Here is a 21,307-nt window from a genome sequence, read left to right as displayed (position 1 = left end):
GTCCCGTCCCTCCGTAACCGTTCACGCTTAACCGCGATGCTATCATTGCTGATGATCCCACTGACAAACCGCTTTCTGCCGCTCCGTCTAAACATTCTGGCGCATGCTCCATCAGAAAGGCAGTGATGCTTCATCATATACGCGACTGGGTTCTGCCGTTCCAAGTCATCCAGCCTCAGCTGCAATGATACCACCAAAAAAGCCCGTATTTCTGGCTGCGAAGAAAATAAACCAGACGAAATCCCTCTGCTGAGGCCGGTTATTCTCCCCAAGAAGAAGCCCGGGAACAATCCTTGACTGGATTACTCCCGGGCTTAACCGCAAACAAGAGGAGACTGAACCTTTATGCCTGCATTCTGGTAATAGATATATACGTCCTTATTCCTTGATGCCGCTGATCGCCATTGTATCCTTCAGATGCCTTTCAATAAACAGAAAGCCTGCTACGGCAGGAAGTGCAATCAACGTCGAAGCCGTCATAAGCAGCGGCCAATTGGTGCCGAATTCGCTCTTGAAGAGCGACAGCCCCACCGTGACGGTGCGCATCTCCTCCGTGCGTGTAATCATCAGGGGATATAGATAGCTGTTCCATGAGCCGATAAAAGAGAAGAAAGCAGCGACCGCAAGCGCTGGTAAGGATAACGGGATGAATACGCAGCGCAGCAAGCGGAACGGGCCGCAGCCATCGATAATCGCAGCTTCTTCCAAAGCCCGCGGAATTGAATCGAAGAACTGCTTCAGCAAAAAAACAATAAACCCGTTAACCGCAAACGGTACGATCAATGCGGGATAGCTGTCGATCCAGCCAAGCCTCGTAAGCAAAATAAACAAGGGCAGGAGCAGTATTTCCCCGGGAATCATCAGCGTGCTGAGCACAATAAAAAACAGAATGCCGCGACCGGGGAAATTGGCCCGCGAAAAGGCGAAGGCGGCGGGGACACCGAACACCAGATTGCAGACAATAATCGAAATAGCCACGATAAAGCTGTTGAGATACCAACGGACGAATGCTCCCGCCTCGTTCACTGAAGCATAATTGCTCCATTGCCAATGCTCCGGCAAAATGCCCGGAGGCCATGATACCGCCTCAGGCTGCGTCTTAAGCGACGTCAATACCATCCAGATAATCGGAAAAGCGACCAGCACCGCCAAAAGCAGCTTTCCCACAGCCGACAACCATGTTCTGAATGGTCCAGCATATGCACTCACTGATAGAACACCTTCGATCCGATCCAGCGCTGCTGCGCGAATGTAAGAATCCCGAGCAAAATCATGAGAACCATCGCGATCGCGGAAGCGTAGCCGATATGGAAATATTCGAAGCCCTGCTTGTACAGATAATAGACAACCACATTCGTACTGTTAAGGGGCCCGCCATGTGTCATGAGATCGACCTGGGCGAATACCTGGAATGAGTCTATAACACCAAGCACGAGGCAAAAAAACAGCTGCGGTCCGAGCAGGGGAACCGTAATCCGCAGCGTACGGACCCAGTAGGAGGCGCCGTCCACCTTGGCCGCTTCCTGATAAGATACATCCAGCCCCTTGAGCCCCGCGAGCAGGATAAGCATAAAATAGCCGAACTGCCGCCAGATAGAAGGAATAGCGACCATAACCATCGCCATCCCCGGCTCATTCAGCCATTTCTGCTTCTCCCAGCCCAATTGGTCGAAGGCGTAATTTAATACGCCGAAATTGGGATCGACGATCCAAACCCATACAACCGATGTGACGGCGATGCTCACAACAAAAGGAATGGCAAAGGTCATGCGGAGCACTGTCGATATCACGCTTGTTTTTTCAATAAGCAGTGCAGCTCCAACCGCAAGCACAAGCGTAGCCGGAAGCGAGAGCGCGACATACTCGCATGTGTTCAGCAGCGCCCCGAGAAAATCCTCGTCACCGAACAGCTCCGCGTAATTTTGCAGACCAATGAAATCAGGATTTTTCGCAATGCCGTTCCAGTCGGTCAAGCTGGTCCAGGCTGCGTTAAACGTCGGATAAAAGACAAACAAGGCAAGCATCGCAATGGACGGCACGACAAATACAAATGGCATCCAGCGGTAGAATCGCATCCCCGCCATAACTTAAGCCCGGAACTGCCGCATCCGGTCTTCCAGCAGCTGAACAGCCTCGCGCTGCCGCTCCGCCGGGCCGAACTCAAACACAGCAAAGCCTTCAAAGCCAATTTCCTCCAACGCTTCGAAGAAATCATCCCAGGGAATCGTTCCCTGACCGATTGGCAGATGCTCGTCGATTATTCCTCCATGGTTATCGTGCACATGCAGATGCTTGATCCGGCTGCCCAGCCTTCTCACCGCTTCCGCCACGTCCAGATTGGCGTGATACGCGTGTCCCACATCGAAGCAGACGCCTTTCACGTCCGACTCCCATTCGTCGTGCACCCGGATAATGCCGTCCAATGTCCACGTATCCTCAAAATGGACGTTCATCTTCGGGAGATTCTCCACCATGACCTGAATGCCGCGTTCTCCGCCGAATTTTCCCATTTCCTCAAAAACGCTCAGCTCGCGCCGCTTCATCTCCGTCCAACGATCCTCCGGGAAAAAGCCGGTAATACCGGGATGCACGACGACCAGTCCCGCTCCGATTCGGGCGGCAACCTCCATCGAACGCATCATATCCATGCGTGCCGCTTCAAACACCGTATTGTTCAAGGAAGCGATATTGACGTCGCGGAACGGAGCATGGACCGTATAAGCAATACCGGCTTCCTTGCGCAGACCGTTCAACTCCTCAAGATAGGCGTCCGACACTTCGTCCATCGAGAAATCCACCGATAATTCAAATGCCTGGATAAAAGAAGAAGAGGAGCGGATCTTGTCCACATTCATAATTGACATCGCGACAGACGGTATAATTTTCATTGCTGCAACCTCCGTATTTTGGAATGAGCAATCCCGGGAATTTGCCCGGGACTGCTGTTTGCTAATAGGACTTACTTGCTTAAAATTTTATTCGCCTCGCCGGCAGCCTTCTGCAGGTTTTGCCCGGGATCGCCTTTACCTAGCATGCTGGCTTCGAACGCATCCGCCAGCAGCTCGGAGATTTCCGGGTAATCCGGCAGCGAGGGACGGGGGCGGGCATTAGGGATCTGCTGGGAAGCGAAGCCCCGGCGCGGGTCTTCGCTCTGCCAGTTCTTGAGCGTATCCGTATCCCAAGCCGCCGTTATGCCCGGCATATAATTGGAAAGACTTGTCCACTTCGCCGCACCTTCCGGACTTGCCCACCATTTCGCAAGCTCGGCCGCCGCTTGCTGCTGCTCCGCCGGCGCTTCAGCGAAAACGCCGAGATTATAACCGCCAAGGCTGTATACCTGCTCTCCCATCGTCGGGAATTGCGACATGCCCAGATCAAACTTCACTTTGCCGGCGATGCCGAGGAAAGCGGTTGAAGACTGCTCGAACATCGCAATTTGTCCTGCTGCGAACATGTCTGTAAGCTCATTGACCGCCGTATCCGTGGAAACCATAATCGTGGATTTCGTATCCACCAGCTTCAGATAATTGTTGAACGTATTAACTGCTTCGGGGGAATCGAACATCGCTTTCGTGCCGGCCTCGTCGAACAGCTCGGCCTTGTTTTGCCACAACCGCACTTCGAGAATCCAGGGCGCTCTGGTCGGAAAGCCGTAGCCATAAACCTCCGGTTTGCCGTCATTGTTCGTGTCCTGGGTCAATTTCTTCGATACTTCCATCAACTGATCCCAGGTTTTCGGCAGATCATCCGGGGTCAGTCCCGCATCTTCGATCATTTTTTTATTGTAATAGAGCACATTGGAATTGTAGCCCATCGGCACCGTATACAGCTTGCCGCCGTAAGAATTGGCGTCTCGGATACTTGGAATGATCGCATCCGACAACGCCGCCGCATCCTGGGGCAGCAGATCGGCGATTGAAGCCAAAGCTCCGTCCGCCGCCAAGCGGCCCATCAGCGTCGTTTCGATCTGGGCAGCCGCGGGCGGCTTCTTGGCCGCCACCGCCGACAGCATGGTTTGGAGCATGGCGTCGTAAGGAACCGCCACCGGCTTGACCTTGATATTCGGGTGGGTGGATTCGAAATCCGCCAGCAGCTCCGTTACTTTATCCGCCAATTCTCCCGAGAAGGAATGCCAGAATTCAATTGTGACCGGCTCGGCCGGCGTCTGCGGCGCCGATGAATCGGCGGGCTGCGCTGCCGGAGTGTTGGCGGACTGACCATCGGATGCCGCAGTTTGCACGCTGGCGTTGTTGTTATGGGTCGATACTCCGCAAGCCGTAACCAGCAGGGTGGAAATTAATAATAAGGCGAATGTTTTTGCCATCATCCACTTCATAAATGGTTTACTCCTCTTTAATTAAGATAGGCGAATCCAGCGGCCAGCTTCCCTGATCGGAGTTGGCCGCATTCGAATTTTCGGTTACCGGAACCGTAATGACCTGTTCAATCGATTCTCTCAGCTTGTCCAGCAGCGGCTCAGGCGCACCTTCGTCCGTTACCAGGCAATCAATGGATTTGTGATCCAGTCCGAACAGAAAGCCGTTCCGGTTCATCTTCGAGGAATCGGCCAGCAGAATGACACGGTTGGCATGCTCCGCCGCCGTTTGAGCAGTCAGCATCGGCTCCCATTTGGAGTAATAACAGCCTTTGGCGTTAATCCCCATGCAGGAAAAGAAGACCTTGTCGAATTGATACTGCTTCATCTCCATGATCAGCTTATGACCGAAGGTCATGCCCTCCTGTCCCAACTCCCCGCCTACCAGATAAATCGTCATGCGTCCGCCATGCTGCTTGAGAATCCAGGCGATGTGCAGGGAGTTGGTCACAATGCTAAGCTCCAGATCGGGCGGAATGAACCGGGATAAAATAACGCAGGTGGTGTTGCCGTCAATGTAGATGCTGTCGCCGTTCTCCAGCTGCTTGACGGCTTCCCGGGCGATGGCTTCCTTCAGATCCTTCTGAAACAGGATCCTTTGGTTATAAGGCATGTCCCAGGTTGTCCTCTCCCGCTTGACAGCTCCTCCATATGTGCGTTTGATCAAGCCCTTATCATCCAGATAACGCAGGTCTCTGCGGACTGTCTCCACAGAAACCCCGTAAGCCACCGCCAATCCCTCCACATCGATGCTGCCTTCCTTTTTCACCCGTTTGACGATGTCATTGCGCCTGGTAATTGTATTCATTCCGCAGATTCCTTCAAGGCAGCCAGACGCTCCAGAAACATCGCCAGCTCATCCATTGAGCGAACCCGCAAATCCCAGAGGTTCTCATGCAAGGAATCGTAACGGGAGACCCAAACCGTTCGCCCGCCTTCACGTTTGACCGGATACAGATCGTTCCAGGCATTGTCTCCGATCGACACAACCTCTTCGAAGGTCAGTTCTTCCCTTTGCATCCACCCGTGCATGTGCCCGGTCAACAGCTCAGGCTTGCCGCCATCGAAAATATAGCTGTCGAACAGACCATCCAGTCCCAGATGGGAAACAAACGCAAAACCAGTCGGGGCTGGCGCATTTGTAATTAGAATTTTACGAAAATTTGGAATATTAAGTCTTTTTAGAGCCGAAATAAGATGCTCGTGGGGCTCGATACCCCCGACCGCGATCATTTCTTCTCTGACAGCCAGAAAAGCGGCCCTGCGCTGTTCGTCAGTGAGCTCCATACGGCGTGCAAGAACGGTGATTATTCCCCATTCGTCTCCAATATAATGAATATCTGCGGCCGGCAGCTCCGTTCCCGGCTCCTGCCCTGGCTGCTTGTCCAGCCGCTCTCCTCCCCATGACAGCTTGTTGGTTACTGACATCCCGTCCTGTTCAAAAACAATGTCGTTCAAAGAATCATAAAACATCCCCGGCTTCACCGGATGGCGTCCCTCAAGGACAGTTATCGCCTCAGCAATCCACCGGTCGACCGTCCGCTCGTGGTCCGATCCCTTTACCAATTGATTCATATACCGCGAAATGAACTTCGGATCCTGATACAACGTACCATCCAAATCCAACACAATAAGCCGAATCCTGCTCATCCAATGATTCGCATTCCCGTATTCCGACAATTGATTTGATCCACTCCTCTCCTGCTGTCAGTGCTTATCTTAACGAACGAAGATCAGAGGCTCATCAAAATCATGTAAATATTTCATCAAAATACTGTAGTATTTTGAATTTAATTTAACTAATATCGATTGAATCGGGCATTTATTCTACGAAAACGGGCAAAAAAACCTTGAGGATATCCCCAAGGTCTGAACCGATTTCATGAAAAGGATGCCGGGCAGCCTGTGACCTGTCAGGACTCAGGCAAATTCTTTCTCCTCGTCTTCGACAGGCGCTGTTGCTTTCTGGACGGATTGCAAAGCCTCAGCCTTGGCCTTCTCCTCGGCCTCCACTAATTTAGCCTGCAAGGCCTCATCCTTCCGTCCTGCAGCTTCAAGAGCGGATAGATAGGCATGAACTTCGGAGCGTATGATCGGATCTTCAAAATTACCATTAATATCCTCCTTCAGCATATTAATGGCCTGCTCGTAATCATGCCGGTTGTAATAAATTTGGCCCAGAGCCAGCCTCATCGTCGGGGTAACAATAAACTCATTGCCCTGAAGCTGTCCTTCCGGAAGTGATTTGAGGCGTTCGATCCGGTCCAGCACTTCCTGATACAAGGCAAAAGAGTGATCCCACTTGGCGTTTGCCGCCTGTTCATCCGTCTGCCTCCCGTTCATCCCGGACAAATAATACTCCATCATCCCCGCTTCATAGAAATACATATCCCACGGGAACCTGTCCAGACCTTCGTCGATCGTCCTCAAGGCCCGGTCATTGTCTCCTATGCTTTTGTAATATTGGTATTCTTCTCTCAATAACATATAGTCGTAAGGAGAATAGGATTTTAACTGAGTAATCAGCCGTCCCTGCTCCTGCCGGTACTGCTCATCCCGGGTTGAGTTGAACGCCTGCTTCATCCAGTCTATCTTGAGCAGCGTATAATCGGGATGCTCCGGTGAAATCGCAATCGCCCGGTCGATGTAGGTGAGCAGCTCATTAAGCGGCTTCCTCTCTGCGACTGCCATATTCAAGGAATGATCGAAGCTTGCGCGTGCCTCGTATTCCCTGTACGCCCCGATGAATAGAACAAGCGCCAGCAAAGAAATCGAGGAGGGAAAGACCCATCGCCAATTGACCTTTTGAAATGCTTGCCACGCCGGTATGAGAAATGTCTTGTGATAAGGTGCCAGCATGGCGCCCAGGCACAGGAACACAAGTGCGGAAAGAAACATGAAGCTCATATCGAAGTCGATTACACTATGCGCCAGAATGGACAGGGAAATGATGAAGAAATAAAATCCGCCTCCGCCGCGAAGCCCGGGATTTCTGATATAGGACCGGATAAACAGGCCGTAAACGGTAATCAGGAATCCGAGCAGAACGAGGAGCCCCAGCCAGCCGATTTCAACCATGGTTTGTAATAAATAGCTGTGCGTCTGCTGGCTGCCATACGGATTGTTTTGATACTTCTGGTAAAGCGCTGCCCAGGCACCGCCTCCGCCGCCCAGGATGGGATAGTCAGCCGAGATTTTGAATGAATCTCTGTAGAAGGTCTCGCGCTCCAGGACGCTGTGCTGCTGCAAATTGATATTTTCCAGACGGTTCGCGATACTCACAGGCAGCAAGCTTCTGATTCCGCTGCTTGTAAGAACAAGAGTAACAGCCAGCGTCCCCAGGATGATGAAGAGCGCAGGTACAGCGGCAATAGACAGCCTGGACTTTTCCAGCCCGGCGGTTTTGGCTTCGAGAAAGCCGGATAACCGCGGGTGGATGAAAACAATCAGTGCCGCAAGTACGATAGATATGCCCAGAACGAAGCTCCAGCCGTTTAAGGGGAGAGGACTCCAGAAGGACATGGTCTTCCCAAGCTCGGAGGCGGGCTCCAGTATAGCCGAGATATCGGTGCCTATTCGCGTCACATGGCTCAGGATCAGGAAAGAAAACAGAACAGCCAGAACCATATAAATCAAATAAAGCAGCTGCCTGCCTATTTTCAGAAAAGGAAGAATGAACAAGACGATGACTGGCAGCAGAACAAGCGCCGCCCGCGAGTAAGTCAGCATGAGTGACAACCAGATCGGGACAAGCATGAAACTATGTATTGCCCGCAGGTACCACTGCCTGGTATGGATAGCTGAGAACAGGCCGCCCAGGAAAAGAGCGGTAAGAAATGCGGCATAGGAATTGGAATACTGAAAAACCGAGGTCAGGCGGTAAGAGATATCGGCCAGCCACAGTGCATTGGGATAATATACCTGTCCGAACCAATTCATGAATCCATAGATGACAATCGTGCAGCCGGATATTTGAATGGCCGCTTCCATGATGTTCCTGTGAATCTTATTTTCCATCATATACAGACCGACGATAAAGAAAGCCGCGGTCATAAATTCAAGCTGAACCATCAGCTTCGCATTATGGGCGGAAGCCGCCTGGAAGGAAGATAGCACATACATAAGCGGGAGCATGAGCACTCCCAGGGACAACAGAAACCTGTAGTCATCCAGTCTCCAATTGTAGAGAAAGCGAATGCCGAGAAGAAAGACGATGACGGACGAATACATCAGGAATTCAAACAGGGGCGCTTCAAAATTCAATACGGCTCCATTAAACAGCGCGTACTTGAATGGAAAAATAAACAGGAAAAGCGTTACCGCCGCTACGATCGCCCACTGAATGAGCGAAGTATTCGATGTCTCTTTTTCATGGACGCGAGGAAGTGTCTTTTTTTTCGTATTCAATTTCGTGAAGCTCCTTTACGACTGAGGATTTTTACTCATCTATCATTTATAAATTCCAGTTTTCATGATTCGCATGACATTTCCAAATATATGGACGAGAAAAAAAGAAAAAAGTTACAATTTTGGGTGATTTAATTTTTAATGAAATGAAGAGCAGAGGATGCATCAAGGAAGATCTTCCCCTTTGCAGCGAAAGAAAACGATAAAAAAGCCGGCGCCTGATTTCCCGGACACCAGCCTTATATTCACGTCATTGATAATAAGTTCTCTTAAACTTTCACAGCATTCAGCCAGGCCTGGGCGATCAACGCGCTCCCCGCAGGCGATGGGTGAACACCGTCCGGCGCCCAATAAGCGGGGCCTGTCTGTGTACCCGCTTGAGCGAACAACCCGTCGAGCGGAACATACAGGGCTTGGAACTCGTTGGCGAGCTTGCGGACCACTTGAATCTTCGGGTCCAAATCCTCTCTCCATGTCTTCTGGGCCTCGTTGACCGGAAGCACGAACGGCTCTACCAGGATCAGTTTGACATTCAGCTGCTCCTTCGCCTGCTTGATCAGTTTGCGGTAGGTGGTTTCATATTCCTCCGCGCTCATCGGAATGCCCCTGTCATACCGGCGCCAGGTATCGTTGATCCCGATATAGATCGACAACCAGGTCGGCTTCAGTTCCAGGCAATCCCGCTCCCACCTGCGTTCCAGATCAACCACGCGGTCGCCTCCGATACCGCGGTTAAGGAAGCGGACCTGTTTCTCCGGGTGCTTGCTGGTAAACAGCGCCGTGGCAATATTGGCGTAGCCGCTGCCCAGACTATTTCCATCCTCCCGGTTGCGTCCTGCATCGGTAATGCTGTCCCCCTGAAACAGCACAACTGCATTGTTTTCGATTAATGTCATCAATAACACCTCCAGTTAACTATTATACATGCGATAATCCGCAGTGGGATAGGGGGATTTCAGCCGATCTTATGGGCCTTCTGCCTATACGGAAGCCGACTCCAGCAAGGAATTTCCGGCTTTCAGCCCACCATTCCCGCTCTACAGCTGCTCCAGCAAGGAATAACCTTACTGCAGGCACGCTCTCCCCGTTTACACCGCTCTCCGCCGACTCCAGCAAGGAATTTCCGGCTTTCAGCCCACCATCCCCGCTTCTGCAGCTGCTCCAGCAAGGAATAACCTTACTGCAGGCACGCTCTCCCCATTTTTCACCGCTCTCCGCCGACTCCAGTAAGGAATTTCCGGCTTCCAGCCCACCATCCCCGCTCCTGCAGCAGCTTCTGTATGGAGAACTTTAAGCAGGCTGCAAAAGCATGTAAACCGGCAGGCTTTTCAGCACGGCGGCTTCGATAAACTCTTAACCTGCTGCAGGACGCGCACAGAAGCGAGTAATGTTAACGCGCCCCGTCAGCGTCGGACTTCAGCCGCACAAGCGAAGCTTTCTTCGTCAGCAGCATTCCATGTGAAAAAGACAGCTGCCCGCAAACCGCCGGACAGCCGTCTTCACAATAATCCCTACTGCGCAAATCCAAAATACTGCTGCGCGTTATTGTAGCAAATATCCTGCACAATGGTTCCAAGCAGCTCCCGGTCATGGGGAGCTTCGCCCTTCTCCACCCAGTCGCCGAGCATATCGCACAGCAGCCTGCGGAAATACTCATGGCGCGTGTAAGACAGGAAGCTGCGCGAATCCGTCAGCATGCCGACAAAACGGCTGAGCAAGCCAATGTTCGCGAGCGTGTTCATCTGCACCAGCATGCCGTCCTTCGTGTCGTTATACCACCAGGCGGAGCCAAGCTGCATTTTACCCGCAACGCCGCCGCCCTGAAAGCTGCCCATTACAGTAGCCAGCACCGGATAATTCACCGGATCGAGGGAGTACAGAATCGTCTTGGGCAGAGCATCAGCCGAATTCAGAGCGTCCAGCAGTCTGGTCAGGGGATACGCAACCTGGCTGTCGTTGATGGAATCGTAGCCCGTATCCGGCCCCAGCTTGCCGAACATAAGGCTGTTATTGTTGCGGGAAGCGTTAATATGAAGCTGCATGGCCCAGCCGAGCTTGTTGTACTGCCGGCCCAGGAACAGGAGCGTATGCGTCTTGTATTTTTGCTCCTCCAGGAGGCTCACTTCCGCACCTTGCAGCGCTTTGGCGAAAATCTCCGCGGCTTCCTCTTCCGTCGTATCCGCATATGGCACATAATCGAGCGCATGGTCCGATACCCTGCAGCCAACCGAATCGAAGAACTGTATCCGCGATTCGAGCGCGGAGAGCAATTCCCCGTAGCTGCCGATCGGGTGCCCTGCAGCCTCGCTCAGTCTGGCAATCCACGGCCTGAAGGTGGCGCGGTTAATCTCCAGACTTTTGTCCGGGCGGAAGGACGGCAGCACGACCGTATCGAAGCTGCTGTCCTCCTTCAGCTTGATATGGTATTCAAGCGAATCCGCCGGGTCATCCGTCGTACAGATCACCTTCACCTTGGAGCGTGTGATCAAGTCGCGGGCGCCGTAACCCCCTCCGGTCAGCAGCGCGTTCGCTTTCTCCCAGATCGCTTCCGCATTGCCCGTATTAATAAGCTCTTCAATGCCGAAGAACCGTCTAAGCTCCAGATGCGACCATTGATAAAGCGGATTACCAAGTGTTACCGGCACCGTAGCCGCCCAGGCGTCGAATTTGCTCCGATCGTCGGCATCTCCCGTAATCAGCTGCTCCTCGACCCCGTTGCTTCTCAAAGCGCGCCACTTGTAATGATCTCCGGACAGCCATACATCGGTAATATTGCGGAACGTCTTATTCTCGTATATTTCCTGCGGGCTCAAATGACAGTGGTAATCAATGATTGGCATATCCTTGGCAAAGCTGTGGTAAAGGTCGATTGCCGTTTCACTGTTCAGCAGAAAATTGTCATCCATAAACGGTTTCATTTTACCTGCTCCCTTCCCTTGCGGTTGTCCTAGAACTTGACAAGATCGCTCACTTGAACCGGCAATCCGGTGCGTATGGAACGGTTGGCGGCAATCCCCGTCAGAATGGACATCGCGCCGTCCCGATGATCCGCGGCACGATTGAACTTATCCGGCACCGGCTCGCCAAATACATCATTGAGCAGCACAGGATCGCCGCCGCCATGGCCGCCTTCGCCTTCATCCACCTTCACGGTATATGGGGCGTCGAACATGGGATAAACGGTGATCGATATCCCTTCCACGGCACCCTCCTGGGACTTTTCCCCGCCGGAATTGACATAGGATTTCTCGACAATGGTCATCTCCAGCCGTCCTCTGGTTCCGTTGAATGCGATGCGGTAGCCTTCCCAAGGCAGATAAGCATTCAAGGAATACGTCAGAATCGCGCCGCTGTTGTATTTCACAAGCACGCCCATCGTATCCTCAATGGAAATCCCGTCGCCGAAGACGCTCTGATCGCGGCGGTAGCCGTCTTCATGCTCGGCATCCAGATACATCGCCTTCAGATGCTTATTTTTGTCGAGTTGGAGGGCGAACGGATCATTCTCGGCGATCGGATTGCCCGTCGCGCGCTCATAGAATTCCGTCACGCCGCGGTTCTCGGCATTCTCACGGCCATAGAACATCAGATCGCCATATGCGAAAACAGACTTCGGCTCCGAGCCGATCCAGAAATTGACCAGATCGAAGTGATGCGTCGATTTGTGCACCAGTAGTCCGCCGCTGTTGCGCTTGTCCCGGTGCCAGCGGCGGAAATAATCCGCGCCGTGCTGGGTGTTCAGCAGCCATTCAAAATGGATCGAATTCACGCGGCCGATAGCCCCCTCCATAATAAGCTCGCGCGCTTTCGTATGATGCGGCGCATAGCGGTAGTTGAAGGTGACTCTGATTTTGCGGCCTGTGCGTTTGACGGCATCGAGAATTTCCTGAAGCTTGTTTTCATCCACTGTCATCGGCTTCTCGGTCACAATATCGCAGCCGAGCTCCATGGCCCGGATAATATATTTGTGATGCGTGCGGTCGACCGTCGTAACAATAACCGCATCCGGACGCTCCTGCGCGATCATCTCTTCGAATTCGTCGGCGCGGTAGGTCCGCACTTCGGGATGATCATATTTGTCCACAAGCAGCTTATTCGCGTAAGCCATGCGGGTTTCGTTAATATCGCAGAAGGCTGTCAGCTCCGAAGTTGCCCGGTAATGCTCGGCAAGCGCTCCATAGAAGAATTCCGCTCTTCCGCCAGTGCCGACTAATACATATTTTTTACGTTGTGCCATTTTGCCACCGCTTTCATGCAAGATTTGAATGAGTTCGTCACAGCTAACTTTAGCGCAAATAAAACGATTTTTCACCGCAGTTTATGTATAAGTCACCCCAAACCCCGCTTTTATTGCTATAATATCATGAGGAAACATAGACGGGCGGTGAGCGAGACTAATGAGTGCCTCCACACGAACCAGCTTTCAGGATCCATCTGGCGGATGGGATATCGATAATTTAAAACGCAAAGGACATTTCTCGATGACCGCGAACCACTTCCACCCTTATTATGAGCTGTATTATTTATGTGAGGGCGAGCGAATGTACTTCGTAAAGGACCGCGCTTACCGGGTAAAGGCGGGGGATATGGTTTTTATAGACCGGCAGGTGCTGCACAAAACCTCCGATACCGGAGTGCCCGACCACGAAAGAATTGTGATCAATTATCAGCATGAATGGCTGGAGCAGGCCTACCCTCACGATGCCGCCATACTTGTGGAGCCTTTTAGACGCGAATATCCCGTTGTCTCCCTGCCGGCGCAGCAGCTTCCCGAGCTCAAGCGGGTCATTGCCGAAATCATAAACGAAATGCGGCTGCAGGAGACAGGATGCGCCATCCGCCTGCGCCACGCCATTATCGAGCTGCTGCTGATTGCCGTCCGTGCAAAAAGCGGCGATCACGGCCAGCCTGCGCCCGCTGACCATGGTTCGCCCATGCATATACGAATGATCAAGGTAGTCCAGTTTCTCAATGAGCATTATGCGGAGCCGCTGTCCTTAACAGACGTAGCGAAGCAGTTCACCATCAGCTCCTATTATCTGAGCCGCACCTTCAAATCCGCGACAGGATTTGCTTTCAGCGAATATATCAATCTGCTGCGCTTGAAGGAATCCCAGCGGCTGCTTCGCGAAACGGATCTGAAAATCACGGATATCGCGCTTCGAACCGGCTTCGATAATTTCTCGCATTTCGGCAAAGCCTTCAAGAAAATGTCCGGGCTCTCGCCCCGCTCCTACCGCAGCGGCAGCCGGATGAACGCGATGCGGCAGCAGGTCTAGTGAGGTATAGGCTAAAAACCCTTCTATGTTAATGTGCTGCCGAGCGTATCCCGCTCCACTCTTGATTATTTGCCGTCAACATGCATCAGACGAAGCCCTGACGCTCCCGCCGGTACGCCCCGGGTGCCTGTCCGGTCTGCTTGCGGAACACGCGGATAAAATAATTATAATCCGGTATGCCGACCTTGCCGGCGATGACCGGCACAGAGTCGCGGGTCTGGACAAGCAGCTTCTTCGCTTCCTCCACACGAAGATAATGGAGGTATTTCATCGGGCTCATCCCGGTGTGCTTCTTCAGACAGCGGGTTATGTAGTCAAAATGATAGGACAGCGCAGCCTCGAGGGCGCCTGAGGAGAAGGGCTGTTCGATGCTGCGGCGCAGAAACTTCTCCGCCTCCCGGCTGATCTCCAGCGACTTGGACGGCTGCTGCCCGGCAGCCACAATCGATTGCAGCTGGGTAAACAGCCTGGCCAGATAAGAATGCAGCTGAAGCGCGCCGAACAGCTGCAGACTGCGATGCAAGTCCAGCATTGCCTGAAGCGTGGGAATAAGCGGCAGCAGATCGAGGCCCTCTGCGAATTTCGGAATAAACATGTAATGCGCCGTTGGCTCCGTATCTGTATCCGTATCTTTACGCCGGATCGAGAACCAGGGGATATCATCGGCCTTTACCGTAATCGCCGGTCCCTTATGGACAAAGTGCAGCCAATAGATCTCCGTATCCTCCTCGCACGGCCGGTACCCAACATGCGTCCTGCCTGCCTCCAGCACCAGCATTCCGCCCGTTTTGATCGCGTATTCCACCCCGTCCTCAGCCATATACATCGTTCCCTTGGCCACAATCAGCATATCGTACACCTGGAAGGTCCGTTCAAAATGGCTGTCTCCCGGCTCCCAGACCGTATGGCCAATCGTCATAAACTGCGGAATTGGCGGTATTAACAGCTGCAGGCAATCCATGCCTATAACCTCCCCTCAAGCTCCTGCCGCTTCTATTCCTAACGATCCTGTTCAAGCTTGAAAACGCTCCGTTTAAAGTTATTATACGCTATAATCCGGCAGTAAGAAGGAACTTGCTGCCGCCGTCCTTCGACGGCAGGGAACGCTTATGCAGCCTATCCTTGCCCATTGTTCCAAAAAGTCGATATCGTCCTATTGAAATCGCTTACGTTCCTATACGCAAACAGAGCGGATGCGATAGATTAAAGCTGAAAGCCGCCTTTTTCCCTAACATTCACGCCATGTGTACCGATTAACGCCATTAAACGTAAAGGGGTTGTTTGTATCATGCGGTTCCGACAGGTCCATCTTGATTTCCATACGTCCGAAATGATCCCCGGCATCGGCAAATCCTTTGACAAAAAACAGTTCCAGCAGATGCTCCAAAAAGGGCATGTCGATTCCATCACGGTATTCTCCAAATGTCATCATGGCTGGGCGTACCACCCTTCGGAGGCCAACGAGACCCATCCCGGCCTCTCCTTCGATCTGCTAGGCTCCATGATCGAAGCAGCCCATGAGATCAACGTGAACACACCCGTCTATATCTCAGCCGGACTTGACGAGAAGCTTGCGCGGCGCCATCCCGAGTGGCTGATCCGCAGCAGGGACGACCAGACGCAGTGGGTCAAGGGATTCATGGTGCCGGGCTATCACGAATTCTGCATGAATACGCCCTATCTGGACGTGCTGCTGAAGCAGATTGAGGAAGTGGCCACCCGGTATGATGCCGATGGCATCTTCCTGGATATTGTGGGCGTTCGCAAATGCTACTGCCAAGCCTGCATCGCCGGCATTCGCGCCCAAGGTCTCGATCCCCGCGACGAAAACGTGATTCTGGCCTATGGCGAAACGGTTTATGCCCATTACACGGAATCCGTCAAACGCGTTATTCATGCCATCAAGCCGGATATGCCGATCTTCCATAATGGGGGCCATATCCAGCGGGGCCGCCGTGATTTGGCGCATATGAATACCCATCTGGAGCTGGAATCGCTGCCGACGGGCGGCTGGGGCTATGACCACTTCCCGCTCTCCGCCCGCTATGCCCAGACGCTTGGCATGCCTTATCTCGGTATGACAGGCAAATTCCACACCTCATGGGGAGAATTCGGCGGCTACAAGCATCCCAATGCGCTGCGCTACGAGGTTGCGCTCAATCTTGCCAACGGAGCGCGCTGCTCCATCGGCGACCAGCTTCACCCGGAAGGCTTGATGGATGAGGCCACCTATTCCTTGATTGGAGCCGCGTATTCCGAAGCCGAAGCCAAGGAGGCCTGGTGCGTCGATGCCACAGCCGTTGCCGATGTGGCGCTGCTCTCCGAGGAGGCTGCCGCCAATGAGCATACCGGACGGAATAAAAGCTCCGATGTCGGCGCTGTGCGCATGCTTCTGGAAGGCAAGCTGCTGTTTGACGTTATCGACCAGGAGGCGGATTTCGGCGCATATCGGGTCATCATTCTCCCCGACCATATACGCCTTGCGGAAGGGGAGGCATTGACGTCCCAATTGGAGGCCTATCTGGCCCAAGGAGGCAAGCTGCTCGCAACCGGCGAGAGCGGGCTGCGGAAAGCCAGCGGCGCCAGCCTGACGGAGCCAGACGACGGCTTTGTGCTTGATTTGGGCGCTTCCTGGCTGGGCGAGAACCCGTATAAACCGGATTATTTCCGTCCGCACTTCGAGCTGCCTGCACTCGGCTCCGCCGCATATATTTTCTATTCGCAGGGGCAGAGAATAGCTCTGGGCAGCGGAGGAACGGAGCTTGGACACCGGGAGGATCCTTATTTCAACCGCGATATATTCACGTTCTGCTCCCATCAGCATACGCCAACCAGCGGCAGCATCGCCGGTCCGGGCATGACTGAAAACAAGAACGGCATTTATTTGGCCTGGAATGTGTTCGAGGATTACGCGACCAAAGGCAGCCTGATCCTGAAGGAGACGGTGTTGTGGGCCTTGCGCCGGCTGCTCCCTGACATCACGCTGCGCACCAGCCTGCCGGCGCAGGGAGTGGTGACGCTGCAGCATCAGCCGGCGCAGGCGCGTTATGTCAATCATCTTCTCTATGCTTCACCCGTGAAACGCGGGGATGGCGTTGAGGTCATCGAAGATATTATTCCGCTTCATGATGTGGAGGTTGCGCTGAATCTGCCGGAAGCCGCGAAGCGCGTTTATCTGGCCCCGCAAGGCACCGAGCTGCCGTTCCGGCAAAATGAAACGACCATCGCCTATACGGTTCCGCGCCTGGAATGCCATCAAATGGTGGTCATCGAGACATAAAAGTCCGGCGAAGAAGACAGCTTGCACATGGAAGGAGAGCCCCTGCGCTTCTCAGACTATTTCCGCTTTCCGCTCTCCGGCGGTTAGTCGGGCTTTTGAATCTTAAGCAATATTTCTGCCGTGTACAAAAAATGCGAGCGTCTTCGCTGCTCCAGACACTTTCTTCTTTCCGCTCTCCTGCGGCTAGTCGGGCTTTTGAATCTTAAGCAATATTTCTGCCATATACAAAAAATGCGAGCGTCTTCGCTGCTCCAGACACTTTCTTCTTTCCGCTCTCCGGCGGTTAGTTGGGCTTTTGAATCTTAAGCAATATTTCTGCCATGCACAAAGAAGCCGGAAGCGCTCAGTTCATCGCTTCCGGCTTCTTTGCAATAGCTATGCTTTCAGACAATCCATATGCAGATTCTATATCTGCCTCAATAGCGCGATCTGCTTTTGCAGCTCTTTAATTTCCTGCATCAGCTTTTTCTGCTGCAGCTCATTCTCCGGCTCCGCCTCGTTCATCAATCGGACCAGGCGGAGCTCAAGCTGTCCGCACTCATTCGCGCGTTCCTGCCCATCCGTATTGAGCGGATGAGTCCGGCTGCGGGACGCATATTCCTCGTATGTCCCGGGAAACAGCTCCGGAGCTTGATTGTTGTCCATCAGGATCAGCCGGTTCGCCGTCTTGCGGATCAAATACCGGTCATGCGTAACGAGCAGCAGCGCTCCGGGATACTGCTGCAGCGCCTCCTCCACACGCTCCCGGGTGTCGATATCCAGATAGTTGGTCGGTTCATCCAGAACCAGCAGATTGGCGCGGCCAAAATACAGCTTCAGGAAGGCCACCCGGCATTTCTCGCCCATGCTCAGACCGGCGATTTTCTTGAAGACCTCCTCGCGCTTGAACATGAAGCAGCCAAGAATGGTCCGCGCCTGCGACTGCGTCATATCGGGAAGGGAAAGCAAGCTCCCGAGGATGGTCTCCTCCTCATCCAGATTGCCAAGCTCCTGGGCAAAATAACCGATTCTGGTCTGCGGATGCAGACGCACGGCCCCGGAAGTCGGCGGCAGCAGGCCAGCCGCCAGCTTCAGCAGCGTGGATTTGCCTGCGCCGTTAGGCCCCAGAATGGCAATCCGGTCGCCGCGGTTCACCGACAGCTGGAGGTTCCGGAATATCTCGGGCGTTCCCTCATACGCAAAGCCCGCATTCTCGAGCCGAAGCAGAGTCGTTGCTGCGAACCCCGCGTCCTCCAGCCGCATGCTCAAGCGGGCTGATTCGCGCGGCTTCTGCACCCCTTCCTGTTCCAGCTTATCGAGCGCGGATTCCTTGGCGTGCATGCGGGAGACGTTCTTCTTCGCCTTCGACCGGTAGAAATCATTCTGGCCCGCAGCCTTATGCGATTGCTGAAACCACTCCGAGTAGCGGCGGATACTCTCGAGAAGCTTCTCCTTCTCCTGCTGCTGCTTCGCATACAGCGCTTCCTGCGTCCGCAGCTCCAGATCCTTCTGCTTGCGGTAATCGGTGTACCCGCCGGGATAACGACGGCAGCCGTGACGGGACAGCTCAATCACAGTTGTTGCCGTTTGGTCTATAAAAGCGCGGTCATGCGATACATACAGCACGGTGCCCGGATAGAACCGCACCCACTCCTCCAACCAGCCGAGCATCTCCGCATCCAGATGGTTGGTCGGCTCATCCAGCACAATAAACTCAGGCTCCCTGACCATCAGCGCCGCCAGCTGCGCTCTTGTTTTCTGCCCGCCGCTCAGCTGGCAGAACGGCAGCTTCCACAGCGCCGGATCCAGTTTCAGCTGCTGCAGGCATTTCTCCGTCTTCACTTCCCAGCCATACCCATCCAGCTGTATATACCTGTCGTACGTTCGGCTGTACTGGTCCATAACGTCGGATTCTTTGTCTCCGGTACTTAAGCGCGTCTGCAGGTCGTGTAATGTGCGCTTAAGATTATATAGCTCGGTCGAGCCAAACTGGACAAATTCCAGTGTGGACAGTTCTTCCCCCTGCTCCACCAGCTGATCGATCGAGCCCCAATCCGTTAGCGGGAGCATGCGGTGAATATCCCCGCTTGTCAGATGGATCCGGCCGAACAAGCCCTGGAGAAGCGTAGTCTTGCCGATGCCGTTGCTGCCGAACAGAGCCACCCGCTCGCCCTTCCTGATTTCCAAATCAATATCTTCAAACAGCGGTTCCCCGCCATATTCATGTTTTAGTCCAGACGCCTTGACGACATACATTGTCATTCCCCCGATCCCAAATGGAAACACAAAAAACCGCGGCCAGCAGCTCGCGGTCATTATACGTGTCCGGGGGAAGCAGGGGAACAGCATGAACCATGCCGCTAATATGCCTGAACGCAAGACGAAGCGCCTGAAATAGACATCTCCGACAGCGTCAAGCATTTTCGCAGCCCATCTGCACCTTGCTTCATATAAAAAGAGTACCCCCGCGTTGACACACGTATCCCAGACCGGTTCGCGCTATAGACGAACGCTGCTTGCACATTGACAAGTTATCTTGGGATTCATGTGATTAATTCATCGGCGTGGGTCCTCCGTAAGGTCATTGGTATATTGGAACGGTTCCATTATATATCGATTAACAGCATCAATTCAAGCCGTATCAGGGAAAATGGCCAAATCCAGCAGACCGCTTACAGGATTCTGTCATACTGCTTCGGAAGCAGTTCCTTCCATTCGCCGCCGGTAGCGCGAATAGCATGCGCCGCCCAGTACGGGTCGTTCAGCATTCCCCGTCCAACCGCGACCAGATCCGCATCGCCATTTGCTACTGCCGCAAGCGCAAGCTCCGGATCGTCCAATATGCCAACCGCGATAACCGGCACGCCCAGCGCTTCCTTGAATTTTCGTGCAAGCGGCAGATGGTAACCGGGATAATTGCCCGGCTTGAGCTTGCCGACAGGGCCGTCCCCGCCGCTGCTCACGTGAAAGATATCCACACCCGCATCAAGGTAACGGCGCGCCATCTCTAGCGCGTATTCGACGCCGTATCCTCCATCCATATATTCAATTGCCGATAACCGCATGATAAGCGGCATGTCTGACGGCATTTGAGCCTTAACCGCCCGCAGCACTTCAACACCGAACAGAGCACGGTCCTGTCCGTATTTATCATCGCGATTGTTAATCGATGGCGAGTGGAACTGATGAATCAGATAACCATGTGCCCCATGCACCTCAATCGTGTCCACGCCCGCCTCCACTGCCCGCCTGGAGGCATCTCCGAATTTGACAACCATGGCTTCCGTTTCTTCAGTCGTCAGCGCATGCGGCTGCTTGAAGTCTTCACTAAAACGGATGGCAGAAGGACCGACCGGCACTTCCGCATCCCCCGCCTTGCGTCCTGCATGGGCGATTTGAATGCCGGCTTTGGCGCCGAAACGGTGTATGCCCTCAATAACGCGGGCAAACGCCGGCACATGCTCATCCGACCATATGCCAAGATCATAATCGCTTATCCGTCCGTCCGGTTCCACATCCGTCATTTCTATGATGATCAGCCCGGTACCCCCTACAGCACGGGAAGTATAATGCACATCATGCCACTCATTCGGCTTGCCGTCCTTGGCGCTGACGGAATACTGACACATTGGAGGCATGACAATCCGGTTGCGGAGCGTCAGGCCTTTAATTGAGAAAGTTTGATTTAATCTGGACAAGGTTGTTTCCTCCTCTACAATATTACTTTAAGTTACTTTATAATCTATAGAGTATTATAACCCTTCATCTTTCCAATTGAATAGTGGGAGCATTATTTTATTTTACCAGGATATATGTGAATTTATAAATTTTATCCTGCATCGGCAAACACAAATATCCCGATGAATGTTCATCGGGATAAAATCTTGCGGTCACAACCACACCCTTATTGGGTATTGCAGCAGTGCAAATGTTAGAGCGCGACTGAAGCGCAACGCAGATAATTAAGGGTATAAATTAATCACCGTA

Annotated in this window: 15 protein-coding genes; 2 read left to right on the top strand and 13 right to left on the bottom strand. The window is 53.2% G+C overall.

All coding sequences use genetic code 11. The features are described from left to right. Positions 1-378 precede the first annotated feature (378 nt). From ACFOLF_RS22250 to ACFOLF_RS22205, 10 genes are all read right to left on the bottom strand, one after another. Positions 379-1,209 (bottom strand): carbohydrate ABC transporter permease, encoded by an 831-nt coding sequence (locus ACFOLF_RS22250; protein WP_210038613.1) that lies wholly within the window; start codon positions 1,207-1,209, stop codon positions 379-381. Next, entirely contained in the window at positions 1,206-2,084 is an 879-nt protein-coding gene (locus ACFOLF_RS22245; protein WP_210038612.1) for a carbohydrate ABC transporter permease, read from the bottom strand. Before ACFOLF_RS22245 ends, ACFOLF_RS22250 begins: the two co-directional genes overlap by 4 nt. 3 nt (positions 2,085-2,087) lie before the next feature. Further along, entirely contained in the window at positions 2,088-2,888 is an 801-nt protein-coding gene (locus ACFOLF_RS22240) for a sugar phosphate isomerase/epimerase family protein (protein WP_210038611.1), read from the bottom strand. Positions 2,889-2,959: 71 nt separating this feature from the next. Further along, entirely contained in the window at positions 2,960-4,336 is a 1,377-nt protein-coding gene (locus ACFOLF_RS22235; RefSeq protein ID WP_210038610.1) for an extracellular solute-binding protein, read from the bottom strand. Positions 4,337-4,343: 7 nt separating this feature from the next. Beyond that, positions 4,344-5,183 (bottom strand): DeoR/GlpR family DNA-binding transcription regulator, encoded by an 840-nt coding sequence (locus tag ACFOLF_RS22230; RefSeq protein ID WP_210038609.1) that lies wholly within the window; start codon positions 5,181-5,183, stop codon positions 4,344-4,346. Further along, positions 5,180-6,004, bottom strand: a complete 825-nt coding sequence (locus tag ACFOLF_RS22225; protein ID WP_210038608.1) for an HAD family hydrolase — start codon at positions 6,002-6,004, stop codon at positions 5,180-5,182. The genes ACFOLF_RS22230 and ACFOLF_RS22225 overlap by 4 nt, the downstream gene beginning before the upstream one ends. A gap of 291 nt (positions 6,005-6,295) precedes the next feature. Then, positions 6,296-8,782, bottom strand: coding sequence for an O-antigen ligase family protein (locus ACFOLF_RS22220; protein WP_210038607.1), 2,487 nt, complete (start codon positions 8,780-8,782; stop codon positions 6,296-6,298). A 269-nt stretch (positions 8,783-9,051) separates the two neighbouring features. Beyond that, the gene (locus ACFOLF_RS22215; protein WP_210038606.1) at positions 9,052-9,678 is read right to left on the bottom strand and encodes an SGNH/GDSL hydrolase family protein; all 627 of its coding nucleotides are present in this window, start codon (positions 9,676-9,678) and stop codon (positions 9,052-9,054) included. A 615-nt stretch (positions 9,679-10,293) separates the two neighbouring features. After that, complete coding sequence (gene uxaC / locus ACFOLF_RS22210) at positions 10,294-11,700, bottom strand: glucuronate isomerase (protein WP_210038605.1); 1,407 nt, start codon at positions 11,698-11,700, stop codon at positions 10,294-10,296. A 29-nt stretch (positions 11,701-11,729) separates the two neighbouring features. Next, on the bottom strand, positions 11,730-13,019 hold the full coding sequence (locus tag ACFOLF_RS22205) for a Gfo/Idh/MocA family oxidoreductase (protein WP_210038604.1): 1,290 nt from the start codon (positions 13,017-13,019) through the stop codon (positions 11,730-11,732). A gap of 160 nt (positions 13,020-13,179) precedes the next feature. Here ACFOLF_RS22205 and ACFOLF_RS22200 point away from each other — a divergent pair, with 160 nt between their 5' ends. Further along, on the top strand, positions 13,180-14,061 hold the full coding sequence (locus ACFOLF_RS22200) for an AraC family transcriptional regulator (protein WP_210038603.1): 882 nt from the start codon (positions 13,180-13,182) through the stop codon (positions 14,059-14,061). Between the two features lie 85 nt (positions 14,062-14,146). On the opposite strand, the gene ACFOLF_RS22195 is transcribed toward ACFOLF_RS22200, so the two are convergent. Then, positions 14,147-15,022 (bottom strand): helix-turn-helix domain-containing protein, encoded by an 876-nt coding sequence (locus ACFOLF_RS22195; protein WP_210038602.1) that lies wholly within the window; start codon positions 15,020-15,022, stop codon positions 14,147-14,149. A 327-nt stretch (positions 15,023-15,349) separates the two neighbouring features. Between ACFOLF_RS22195 and ACFOLF_RS22190 the strand changes: the two genes are divergently transcribed. Beyond that, complete coding sequence (locus ACFOLF_RS22190) at positions 15,350-17,341, top strand: beta-galactosidase trimerization domain-containing protein (RefSeq protein WP_210038601.1); 1,992 nt, start codon at positions 15,350-15,352, stop codon at positions 17,339-17,341. 405 nt (positions 17,342-17,746) lie between these two features. Here ACFOLF_RS22190 and abc-f read toward each other — a convergent pair whose 3' ends face one another. Then, positions 17,747-19,576, bottom strand: coding sequence for a ribosomal protection-like ABC-F family protein (gene abc-f / locus ACFOLF_RS22185; protein ID WP_210038600.1), 1,830 nt, complete (start codon positions 19,574-19,576; stop codon positions 17,747-17,749). 416 nt (positions 19,577-19,992) lie between these two features. After that, the gene (locus ACFOLF_RS22180) at positions 19,993-21,018 is read right to left on the bottom strand and encodes an NADH:flavin oxidoreductase/NADH oxidase (RefSeq protein WP_210038599.1); all 1,026 of its coding nucleotides are present in this window, start codon (positions 21,016-21,018) and stop codon (positions 19,993-19,995) included. Positions 21,019-21,307: the final 289 nt, after the last annotated feature.

It is taken from the genome of Paenibacillus sepulcri (assembly GCF_042647105.1).
GTDB classification, from domain to species: Bacteria; Bacillota; Bacilli; order Paenibacillales; family Paenibacillaceae; genus Paenibacillus_Z; species Paenibacillus_Z sepulcri.
Note: the sequence above shows the minus strand (reverse complement) of the source record. Positions and strands in the feature narration are given on the sequence as shown.